Source organism: Streptomyces sp. NPDC002867, from assembly GCF_053591895.1.
Window position 1 is genome coordinate 1 of record NZ_JBSFUR010000087.1, and the last position, 11,278, is coordinate 11,278.

An 11,278-nucleotide genomic window follows, 5' to 3' on the forward strand; every position below is an offset into this window, starting at 1 on the left:
CCAGGCTGTCGCCGCACTGCTCTCTCACCAACAAGCGGTCACCCCTCGCGGTCGATGAATGAGCGTGAACACTGGCCAGTTCACGGCCCTCGATGGGCCACCGCCAACCATGCACGAGCTCGTTAGGGGACGTCAAATGGGACGTCCAGCTGACCCCCTCGGGCACCTACGCCCACGCCGCGCCCTGGAACGAGGGCAAGTTCGGCAAGGTCAACGGCAGCCACGGCTGCATCGGCATGAGCACCAAGGATGCCAAGTGGTTCTACGACCGCGTTCACTTCGGTGACCCCGTCACCGTCATCAACTCGACAGATACGGTCGCCGTGAACAACGGCTACGGTGCCTGGAACGTCGACTGGGCCACCTGGCAGGAAGGCAGCGCCCTCAAGTAAAGCTGCTCGCATCCTGATGGGGCGTCTTGCGGTGCTGTGGCGTAGCGACGTGCACATCCTCGGTCAGGGCTCGTGCCGGTGCGACCTGCTACCGGCAAGTGCCGCTGTTCTGCTACGGATCCAGCAGAGTGTTGCCGTCCGCTGACAGCACCTCGAGCAGCCGAAGGTCCTTCCCGTACGTCGGCCCGGCGTGACAGGAAGGGGGGAGGGCTCTCGGCGAGGGCGCCCGTCGCATCCGCGACGGGCGCCCGGCATTGGCTACGAGACCTTCTGCCACCGGCTCAGCAGCCTGCAACGGCCGCGAGCACGCGGCCGCTCTCCTACGTCTCTCCTCCGGTCGCATGAATACTCAAACGCGAGACCCCGAAGAGACGACACGATCCGCCATCACTGCCGCATGGCATTCGACTTCATGCCTGACCAACGGAAACCCGACGATTACAGTCGGAAAGACAACGGCTCTTACGCTGCCGCCAGGATGTCGACGACGAAGACAAGGTGGGACTTGGCTGGGATGTCCTTTTGGGGCTGGGCGCCGTAGGCCAGGCCCGGGGGAACGACAAGCAGCATCCTGCTGCCCACCTTGGCTCCCACCAGGGCCTGGTCCAGTCCTTCGATGACGTTGCCGCGGCCGACGACGACGGGAGCGGGACCCTGGTTCCAGGAAGAGTCGAGAAGCGTGGCCTCCTCCTTACCGCGGTTGGTGCCCCACACCGCAGCGGAGTGCCGGAACACCACCGTCTGGCCAACCTTGACTGTGGGACCCGAGCCGTCGATCAGTGCCTTGGAGACCAGGCTCTTGGGCGGGGCGGTGTCGGGCACGCCGATCGCGGCAGAGGAACGGTCGGCGTTCACCTGGGGCAGCGCCTCGGACACAGCCTTCTGCCGTCCGTCCACGATGGAATCGGCGGCGATGACCTTCGCGATCTCAACGACGAAGACGACCGTGTCATTACCCGAGACATCCAACTTAGCATTGCCGACCGTCCCGTAGGCAGCAGCCGGTGGCGCCACGACCAGCACTCGGCCGCCGGCCTGTTGGCCCTCGACGGCGCGGTCCAGGGCGGGAATGACGGCACCCCGCCCGACGGCGAAAACCTTGGGGGCGTTGCCCTTGTCATAGGTGCTGGGCAGGGCCGTGCCCCGCTTCCACGTCTTGGCGGTGTAGTTGACGACCACGACGTCGTTCTTGCGGACTTTTGGGCCGTGCCCCTGAAAGGCCGTGGTGATGACGAACTTCCCGCTGGCCGCGGCCTTGGGGATGGTGATGGTGGCCTTCTGCCCGAACTCCCCGGACACGACGGGTAGCACCCTGTCGGTTGCCACACTGGCAGGCAGGGCCTGCCGGGACGCGGACACCGTCGGTGCGGGCATAGGTCGGTGTCCTCCGTCAGTTACTCCGGATGAGGAGCCGTCGCCGCTGCATCCCGCCAACAGGACGGATGCAAGGAGGAGCGTTGCAACTCGACGCATAGAATTCCTTAGCCATGAGAGCAAACCACCCGAATCCTTCCGGTATTCAGGTCGGCAGTTCGACGTAAGAGCGGTAGCCGTCGCCGATGACACGCCGTCACTCCGATGTGTTCAGAATGATGGCGCTGGCCGGCCGGAGTTTCGTCAGTGCTCTGATTCGATCACCTTGACGCTTCCCGCTCCAGTTGCGCGTGCCGCTTCGATGATTCCAATTCCCGTACCCGTCTCCAGTTTTACCCAGACAGGACATCCTGGTCCCGATGCGGAAAATACCTGCTTATCCCCGACCCACGCTTCACAGCCGATTACAAGGTGTGCCAGTAGGGCGAAGAATTGGACATCCTCATCCTCGGACAGGGCCAACGGGACGCCCATGTATGGATCCTTCTGGCGCAGGATTCTCTGCATGAATCCGGTCCGCCCTTTCACACGTTCGGCGCGGGCACGCAAGATCGTGTACGCCTCTTCAGCGTCTCCGATGAGCTGCTCTTCCTCATCGACATAGAGGTCAATCAACACATCTGCTCGCTGCTCTCGCAGGTGGACCCCCAGGTAGCGGAGGAACACCTGCATGTCGCTTTCGTCATCAGGCGTTACCTGCACCATCGCTTCCCTTCGGGCTTCTGCTTTGGAGATGGACGCTGACCCCGCAGCCATGGGCCTGCTGCGCTGTCAGCGTGCGGAAGAGATCAACTGGTTATGCGCTGTGTCTACCGACAAGGACTGAAGTGGCGGCGGAAGCGCAAGGCATCAGCGCCATATAGGCGGAGCCATTCTCGCCTTAGTTGAATTCGCGATCGCCAGGCCATGCGGGTGTCCAAGATGAATCACTGGACACCCGCATGACTGGAACTTGAATCAGTGCTTCTGATTCATTTTCTTCCTGCGGCGTCGCTCGTTAAACGCCACCAACGTGAAGAGAGAAGCGAACGCGGCGTAGGAAACCAGCGTTTCCCCGAGGGACGGGTTGGCAGATGTCAAGAACAACAGAGGCCAGACGCCGCCGAGGAACAACCCTGCCAAGACGGGGTGGCGCGCACACCACCGCTGTGTCGTCTCACGAATTCGATCACGTTCCATTACCAGCGTCCTCGGTTCCATCGGGAGTAACGCCCCCACATGCCGCGGAGTCCGTGACGGCGATAGCTACCCCAAATCCGGCGGGGAGAGTATCCGCCTCGACGCCCCCAGTAGTGGCTGAACCTACCGGCTCCGTATCCGGCCGCCCCGTAGACAGCACCTCGCCACGCAGAGGCGTAATAGCCACCCCACCGACGCTTCTTCTTCGGCGTAGTGATGCGATACGACAGGCCGTTGGCAATGGCGCCGCCAGCTGCTGCGCATGCCACGGTACCCCAACCTGCTGTCACCAACGAACAGCCAGCCGCCACTCCAATACCAATGACGGTCCCGTGGTTCCTCCTCCACCAGCCCTTGAGATACCTCCTGCTGGCCCGCTTCTTGAACCACTTCTTGGTGTTGTCCCACCAAGACTTTCCATCAAGGTCGAACTGGTTGATCGGATCGCCAGGATATCCGTAAGCGTTGTCTCCACCACCGTAGACCGGGTCGCTCGAGAGGAAACGGCCGGTGGCGGGGTTGTAGAGGCGAACGCCCATGAGGGTGAGGCCGGTGAGGGTCTCGGTGGAGCGTTGTTTGGCGCCGAGCCAGTTGTAGCGGGTGGCTGCCTGGCCTGTCCGGGGGTTGCCGTACTCGTCGCTGTCCAGGGCCACCGGTGCCTTGGTGGTGTCCAGCGGGAGCTGGAGCGCCACATCGCCGTGGATGTTGGTGACCTGGAGGACGATGTCGCCGGTCTTGCTCGTGGTGGCTGCGAGGTCACCACCGATGGAGTCCACGTTGCGGGTCAGGTCGCCGCTGGCCGTGTCCTCGACGATCCAGCGGGGGTTGTCACCGTCACCGTCGTAGTGATTGCGCTTGGATGCGGTCTGCGTCCAGGTGCCAGAGGTGTCGGTTTCGACCGTCCAGGAGCGGAAGCGCAGGTTCGCGTCGAGCTGCCAGGTCTGACGCTTGCCGTCCGCGGTCTGCTGGTAAGCGAGGTCATTGGCGTAGTAGCCGAGCGTACTGCCGGGCAGAGCGGTCGTGCGGCCGAGCGCGTCGTAGGTGTAGCCGGTGTCGACGAGACGGTCGGCGCTGTCGTAGGTATGGCTGGTGGTCGTGCCTCCAGTGCTGGGGCAGGCCGCGCCCGGGGCGGCGGTGGCCGTGGTCAGTGCCGTGCGGTTGGTGCGCTGGTCGAAGGTGTACGACCGGCGGGTGCACAAGTCACTGACGGTGTCGTCGACGGCGATGAGACGGCCGGTGTTGTCGTAGCGGTAGCTCTGGTCGGACCAACCGGCGTGGGCGGTGACCTGGCCGTGGATGGACTCAGTGACCGTGTCGGAGGCGACGATCTCGCCGTCGGTGTCGCGGGTGTAGAGACGGGATGTGGTGGCGCCGGTGGTGTCCTCGGTGATAGCGAGGGTGTAGCCGCCGGGCAGCTTCTCCGTAGCGACCGAACCGTCCGCGTCGTAGGTGGCGGAGAAGGCACCGGCGATGGAGTCGGTGGTCTTCGTGGCCAAGCCGCGTGGTTCGGCAGCGTGGTCGTAGGTGTAGGTGACGGTGGACGGGACGGTGTCGGTGACCTTGACCGGACGATCGAGCACGTCGTACTCGGTGGTGGTCTTGCCGCCGTCGGCGTCGGTGTAGGAGATCTGGCGGCCGAGTTTGTCGTACGCCTTGGTGATCGTCCCGCCGGTCGGCGAGACAGTCTTAATCGCCTTGCCGGTATCCGCGGCGTATTCGATGGTGGACGCGGGCACCGCCTGGCCGAGGCCGCCGGTGACCGTGACCGTCGTCGGACGACCCGCCGCGTCGTAGGTCGTTGTGGTGGTGCGGGTCACGCCGTTCGCGGTGTCGGTGACCTTGGTGGGGCTGCCCCACTGGTCGTACTCGGTGGTGGTGGTCGAAAGCTGGCTCGGGTTGGTGCCGCCACCGGTGATGGCGCCGGCCGGGCCGTTGGAGCACACCAGGTCTGCCCACTCCGGTCGGCCGGCACAGGTGCCAGTGCCGGTCGCGGACCAGTACGTCGTCACCCTCGTGGCTGCGTCCGTGCCGGTCGCGCCCGGGAGCAGCTGCTTGGTGATGCGGCCCTGGGAGTCGTACTCGGTCGTCGTTGTGAGGGCCAGGCCGCCGGGGTCCCGGATCACCTTGATGGGCAGGCCCTTGACCCAGTCGTAGTCGGTTTGGGTGGCGCGGGTCTCGGCGTGGATGGTCGGGAAGTCCAGGACCTGGGCACCGGTAGTGCTCTTGGTGACCTGGTTCTCGATGGTCGCTGTGCCGTTGGTCGGGCGGCCGGTGTCGTACTCGTTGACCGTCCGGGTACGAGCGGCCACGGAGGCGCCAGACTGGAGCAGCGTCGTGCTGCCGGAAACCAGGTCCTTGGTCAGCTCCAGTCGACGCAGCGGGCCGAACTCCTCCAGCTCCCGGGTTCCGGTGGCGTTGTAGACAGAGCGGGTGGAGAGAAGTTCGGCACGTTCGGCGCTCGAGTGCTGAGTGATGCCCAGGCTGGCTTGGACCTCGTTGTCAGCCGCGGTGAGGCCGAGAGCGACCGCGCGGTTGCCAGCGGTCAGTTCCCGGACGGTGTTGCCGAACCGGTCGTACTCGGTGGTGGTGATGTGGCCGCCGGGGGTGATGCTGTTGACCTCGCGGCCGGAGGCGTCGGTGTATGTGATGGTGGCGCGCTTGTAGTCCGCAGCGGTGAGGGTGGAACCGGCATTGCCGGCCGGGGTGACGTCCGCGGGGAAGACGGCGGTGGCGTCGGTGGGGACATCGGTCTGGCCCCACGCGTTCACGTCCGCCGCGCCCATTGGGTACGGGGCGGTGGTGCCGGTCAGCGGTACGTCGTAGACGACGCTGGTGGCCGCGGTCCCCTGGGTGATGTCGGCTGAGCCCTGCTGCAGGCCGGGGCGTGATGCCTTGAGGAGCATGCCCGCGCCGGCAGTGGCCGCGCTGCCGGCCGTGCCGTAGGTGAACGTCCACGGCAGCTCGCCGGGCGGGGTCAGCGTGACCACGCGGCCTGCGGTGTCGTAGGCGTAGGCGGTCTTGAGCGCGGGGGAAATCCGCGGGTCCCACACCTCACGCAGACGGCCGGAGTCGTCGTAGGCGTAGGCAGCTATGGAGACCGCGGTGGAGCTGGTCGCCCCCGGGGCGGTGGACCACAGGCGGACCTGCTGGACCCGGCCGGCATAGTCGCCAAAGGACGTGGCGGTGGCAGTGGTCGAGGCCGCGTAGACGAACTCCAGCATCCGGCAGCCCTTGGTCGACGGCGTCGTCTCGCAGGTTGAGGCGGACACCGCGGTGGTGGGGGCGATGACCCACTTCGGCCGGGCCACGGTCTTGCCGTCCACCGTGGTCGTCTGGGACACCACCTTGGTGGTGGAGTTGCTCGTCGGCAGGTAGGTCGACGAGACCGTCCAAGTGGTCACTGCGGCGTCGACCTTGGTGAAGGTCGTGGTGGTGCCCTCGGTGTCCTTCAGCGTGAACGACCCGGTCAGTGAGCCCGTCAGGGTCAGGTCCTCTGCACCGGGCTCAGGCGTCCAGCCGCCCCCGGTGGCTGCGGTGAATCCGGTCTCCTCACCGTCGACATCGACCAGAGCGACCGAGGTCGCCGAGGTCTGCTTCACATACACCCAGTCGGACTCGGTGAGTTCAGCGACGGTACCGGAGGTCCACTGCGGACCGAAGATCGGCGCCTGACCCTCCTGCTTCGCACCAGCGTCCGGACGGCGCGAGGAGGCAGTACGCGTGACGCTCATGTCGAATGCGGAGGCGTCGGAATCTGAGAGCGTGTAGTCCCCGGTCAGCAGGTTCGTGGAACCTGGACCGACCTCGTCTGCAGGTGCGGTTCCGGCGTCGCGGTCGACGGTGACGGTCACCGGCTGGGAGTAGCCGGTGGTGGTGCCATCGGTGAAGGCAGCCCGCACATCGATCGGGCCGTCATCGGCGAAGGTGGTGGTGATGTTCCACACGAGGGCGGGCGGCGCACCGTTGGGTGCGGCCAGCGGCCAGGCGGTGACCGGGGAGCCGTCGGAGTTCTTCGTGACGTCGGCCAACGGCACGTTCTGCCAGGAGTCGGTCTCGCCACGCCGGTACTGGTACGTCACACCGGTATAGGTGGGCTTGCCGGTGGCGGAGAGCGCCACGCGACGTGCGGGTCGGTCGCCGTCCCCGGGGGTGAGAATCGCGGCGCCGTCCGCGCCGACGCCGAACTTGTACTGGGTCGTGGTGGTGGACAGGTTGCCGCCGGAGTCGACGGTCTTGGCGTACAGGGTGTGCCAACCATCGGGCGGGTTGACTGTGACGGTGAGCGGGTCACCGCCGCTACCGTCGGTGGTGTCGTCGATCCGGTTGGGGGTGTTGGGGTCATTCAGTCCCCAGTAGTAGCCCTGCCCGTCGGTGGAGCTGGTGTCGAGGGTGCACTGCGCACCGTTGGTGGCCTTGGCTGTCCAGGTGTCCTGCGTGTACGGCGAGCAGGCAATGCTCGGGGCTGCCGGCTTACCGGTGTTCAGCACGAACGCCGTGTAGCCGGTCCACGATCCGTACAGGGAACCGTCGTAGCCGCGGACCCGGTAGCGCAGGTGCGAGCCTGCCGGAAAGGCGTTGGCCGTCGGTACCGTCAGGGTGGAAGTCGAGCCGGAGGCCACTGTCTTGCCGTAGGCCGTGTAGCTATAGGTGGTGTCGGCGTAGGCCGGGTCAGGGGTGATCTCGAACTGAGCCTGCGCGTTTCCGCCGTCCGCGTCAGTGACCTTGGCCGACATGGTCGGGGTCAGCGAGGTCACGTACCGCTTGCCGTTGTAGGCGTTCACCGCGCTCGGGGTGATGGCCTGCGCGCTCGGCACGGCCGGGTAGGAGTTGTAGGTGACGGTCAGCGACGGCTCGTAGTCGGGGTTGTGGGAGCCGTCGACGTAGTTCGCCGAACGGTACCGCCGCCAGGTGAGCACATCGGTCTCATCGACCGCCGCGAGGCGGACGCCGTAGTTGGGCTGGCCGTCCGCCCACGCTTGCACGATCGCGTCGATGTCCCAGGAGACAAGGCCCGCCGGGCAGGTGGAGTTGTAGCCCTTGGCCGCGGTCGAGGTCACGGCACCGGTGACGGTCGCACCCGGCTGTGAGGTCCAGGAGATTGCCGACGGATCCCAGTCCGAGGTCACCCGCCGCACCTGCACACCCGACCCGGTGGCGGAGCAGGTGGAGGAGTAGTACGAGTAGAGCCGCAGATCAGTGTCGACGATCTTCTTGCCCGCGTACTTGGCCACGTCGAACTTCAGGAACGAACGGGCCTTCTGCACCCCGTCGTAGGTGCCCGCCTTCAGCTCCGTCGAGCCGCGCTGGCTGGTCGGATAGGCGTCGTACTGGATCCAGGTGTCCGTGGTCGGACCCGCCAGCGTGTTCGTCGGGTCAACCACCACCGGATAGGTCACATCCGGGTCGGACAGGAACGTGGCACTAGGCTTGAGAACCAGCGTCTGCCGGCCGTCGGCGGCCGTCTCCACAGTCGTGCTGACGATCGCGGCGTTCTCCGGCTCCTTCGACGTCGCGTCCTTCGTCCCGTCCCACATCAGCGGCGGCGGAGCAGCGGCGACCTGCTTGCCTGCGCTGTCCTCCCAGCGCAGCCGCTCATCCGCCGTCTCGTCAAGAGTGAGGCCCTTGGCCGTCACGGGCAGCCGGAACTCCACCGGACCGCTGGGCCGCTCGCGCAGCACCACCGAGTGGGAGAAACCTTCCGGCAGCGCGGAGACCACCACGTCCCCGCCAGGCACTGCGTTCGGGTAGGTGGCCGTGTTGCCCTTGAGTACCGGCTTGGGCAGAGTGCCGTCCCACTCAACGCCGAAGGTCTTCTCTCCGCGGGTGACCTTCGCCAGCGGCACCGTGCTGCCGCCGGCGGAGAAGGCGATGTCCGCGGCGGCAGCCTTCGGAACCACCTTGCCGTCCACTGCGGACAGCGACACGTCCACCGGCTGCCACGCGCCCTGGGAGTCCTTTACCCGGATCGGCCCGGTGAAGGACTCTACCGTCACCGTTCCGTCCGGATTCGCCCAACTCGTTGTCGAATCCGTCCGCGCGTCCAGGATCTCGATCCGCCGCTTCTGCAGCCGGGCCATCACCTGCGCCGACGTCTCGTCCTCAGCCTGCGCAGGACCGAGGTCCGCCGGCACCTCGGCCTGGACCGACCGCGACTCGGCACCAACAGCCGCGCCTTCCATCACCGTTACGGACATGAGCAGAGCGAGCCCGCCCGCTATATAGCGGAGACTCTTCCCGCTCCAGATCCGCCCTCGCTCCTCCGGAGCAGGCAGATGATCACGATTCATTCCGAATTCTCACCCTTATTGAGAAGTAACAAGCATGACCAACGCGGAACTTATCCGGGGAGAAAAGATCAAATAAGCACACAGAGAACTCCACACCGGGCGACTTGCACGGACACTCAGGCGTGTGACGTCAGCCACATTTTGATCATTTTGCCAAGCGGGACAGGATGATGTGGTAGTGACTGTTCGTCAATTTATTTGAAATTGCGCTGAGTTCGCGTGACCGATCGCATCCCCTTTCCCGCTTGGGTGCAGGAGTCGACGCCGCATCCTCGGTGTACGGACGGCGTGCAGGCGCCACGGTCGAAGCGGCGGCTACGGCGGTGGCTATCAGCCAGGGGTTGCCGAGGAAGCCGCCGATTCCGGCGAGGGCACCAGTGGCGATAAGAGGGGCCCGGCTCAGCAGACGACTATCAGGACGGCGGCGCCGATCCCGGCCGCCACCGCGCTGGTGTCGGAGCCTTGCTTGTCGCGGCTTGGGGGTCGGTCTGTGACGGGCACGGCGTCATCCAGCAGATCCTCGCTGCAAGCATCCAGTCCGGACTGCACCCACTGAAGGGGGTGGCCTCGGGCACCACCCACAGCCGTCCTCCCGGGGGAAGGGGACCGAACACCGGATCATCAAGGTCTGCCTCGCGCGCCGCTGGGGCCTGCATCGCTCACCTGCTACCGACGCCCGCTAAGAGGTCGTTTTCTCCCGATGTTTCATCCCGGAATTGGTGTTTGGTCCCGCGGTGTCGGGTCTCGCCAGGAGATGGTGGCTTCGCCGGTGAGGCGGCGGGCCATCAGGTCGGTCATGGCGAGGTGGATCATGGCTTCGGAGCGGGCTGGGAGGGTTTCGTAGTCGCGGGCCAGGCGTCGGTGGAACATCAGCCACCCGTAGGTCCGCTCCACGGTCCAGCGCTTGGGCAGCGGGGTGAATCCCCTGGTCCCGGGAGTGCGTTGGACGATTTCCATGTCGATGCCGAGGGTGGCCGCGTGCTCGACGAGGTGCTGGCGGTAGCCGCCGTCGACCCAGACTTTGCGGACCGTGGGGTGGGCGGCGGCGACTTGGTCGACCAGGTGGGTGCCGGCGACGGAGTCCTGCACGCTCGCGGCCGTGACCAGCACGGCGAGCAGCAGGCCGAGGGTGTCGGTGACGATGCTCCGCTTGCGGCCCACGATCTTCTTCGCCGCGTCGGTTCCTTGACCGGCGGTCGGGACGCTGGTGGAGGTCTTCACGCTCTGCGCGTCGATCACGCATGCGGACGGCTCCGCATGCTTGCCCTCGTGCTGGCGTAACAGCCTCCGCAGCATGCCGGTGAGCTGGGCGAACACGCCGTCCTTCTGCCATTTGGCGAAGTAGCCGTAGCAGGTCTCCCAGGGCGGGAAGTCGTGCGGCAGGTAGCGCCACTGCACCCCGGTGCGGTCCACGTACAGGATCGCGCTCATGATCTCGCGCAGATCGTGCTCGGGCGGGCGTCCGATGTTCAGCGCATGCCGGCGCCGCTCGGCCCGCCAGCCGCTCAGCACCGGCTCGATCAACTCCCAGCGGGCATCGGACAGATCACTCGGATACGGACGACGTTCGGCCATGACCTGGAGATACCGCCGTCCAGGGGCGTGCGCCCAGACGTACACCGCAGGCAACGGGAGCACGGACCACGCGACGGGCGTCATGGGATGAGACAGACGTAAGCCATCGTCCGCCCCATCGGTCACCCCATGAGACACATCCGCCGCACTCACCCCAGCAGCTCCACCGGAACAACGGCCGGGCACCGAAAGAGGCAGGATAAAGCGCACCTCAAGGGCGAAAACGACCTCTAAGACGTCGTTTCTTATGGCGTGATCGTTCGTTGAACCGTGCATGACGAATCTCGTTGAGCGGCTGGTACCGGATGAGTTGTGGGTGCTGTTCAGGCGAGTGGTGCCGCCAACGGTGGTGATACGCCCGCAGGGCGGTGGTCGACGTCGGGCAGGCGACCGCGAAGCCCTGGCCGCGATCATCTTCGTGGCGACGTCGGGCTGCACATGGAGGCAGCTGCCGCCGGTGTTCGGCCCCGC

At 66.0% G+C, this 11,278-nt stretch carries 6 protein-coding genes; 2 read left to right on the top strand and 4 right to left on the bottom strand.

Translation table 11 applies throughout. The features are described from left to right. The first annotated feature begins 92 nt into the window (after positions 1-92). Positions 93-392, top strand: a complete 300-nt coding sequence (locus ACWD0A_RS34150; protein ID WP_451304522.1) for a L,D-transpeptidase — start codon at positions 93-95, stop codon at positions 390-392. Between the two features lie 462 nt (positions 393-854). Here ACWD0A_RS34150 and ACWD0A_RS34155 read toward each other — a convergent pair whose 3' ends face one another. The 4 genes from ACWD0A_RS34155 to ACWD0A_RS34170 all read right to left on the bottom strand — a co-directional run bounded on the left by ACWD0A_RS34155 (position 855) and on the right by ACWD0A_RS34170 (position 10,807). Next, positions 855-1,691, bottom strand: a complete 837-nt coding sequence (locus ACWD0A_RS34155) for an FKBP-type peptidyl-prolyl cis-trans isomerase (protein ID WP_451304524.1) — start codon at positions 1,689-1,691, stop codon at positions 855-857. A 318-nt stretch (positions 1,692-2,009) separates the two neighbouring features. Continuing rightward, entirely contained in the window at positions 2,010-2,471 is a 462-nt protein-coding gene (locus ACWD0A_RS34160; RefSeq protein WP_451304525.1) for a hypothetical protein, read from the bottom strand. Positions 2,472-2,944: 473 nt separating this feature from the next. Next, complete coding sequence (locus ACWD0A_RS34165) at positions 2,945-9,139, bottom strand: DNRLRE domain-containing protein (protein ID WP_451304527.1); 6,195 nt, start codon at positions 9,137-9,139, stop codon at positions 2,945-2,947. Between the two features lie 798 nt (positions 9,140-9,937). After that, positions 9,938-10,807, bottom strand: coding sequence for an IS5 family transposase (locus ACWD0A_RS34170; protein WP_451304529.1), 870 nt, complete (start codon positions 10,805-10,807; stop codon positions 9,938-9,940). 274 nt (positions 10,808-11,081) lie between these two features. Between ACWD0A_RS34170 and ACWD0A_RS34175 the strand changes: the two genes are divergently transcribed. After that, positions 11,082-11,278 (top strand): transposase (locus tag ACWD0A_RS34175; RefSeq protein WP_451304531.1); only part of this gene is annotated, 197 nt, incomplete at its 3' end.

Excerpts from the sequence above, each read along its gene's own strand:
- ACWD0A_RS34150 (WP_451304522.1), top strand. The coding sequence starts at position 93 with ATGGGCCACCGCCAACCATGCACGAGCTCGTTAGGGGACGTCAAATGG.
- ACWD0A_RS34160 (WP_451304525.1), bottom strand. The coding sequence starts at position 2,471 with ATGGTGCAGGTAACGCCTGATGACGAAAGCGACATGCAGGTGTTCCTC.
- ACWD0A_RS34165 (WP_451304527.1), bottom strand. The coding sequence starts at position 9,139 with ATGTCCGTAACGGTGATGGAAGGCGCGGCTGTTGGTGCCGAGTCGCGG.
- ACWD0A_RS34170 (WP_451304529.1), bottom strand. The coding sequence starts at position 10,807 with ATGGCCGAACGTCGTCCGTATCCGAGTGATCTGTCCGATGCCCGCTGG.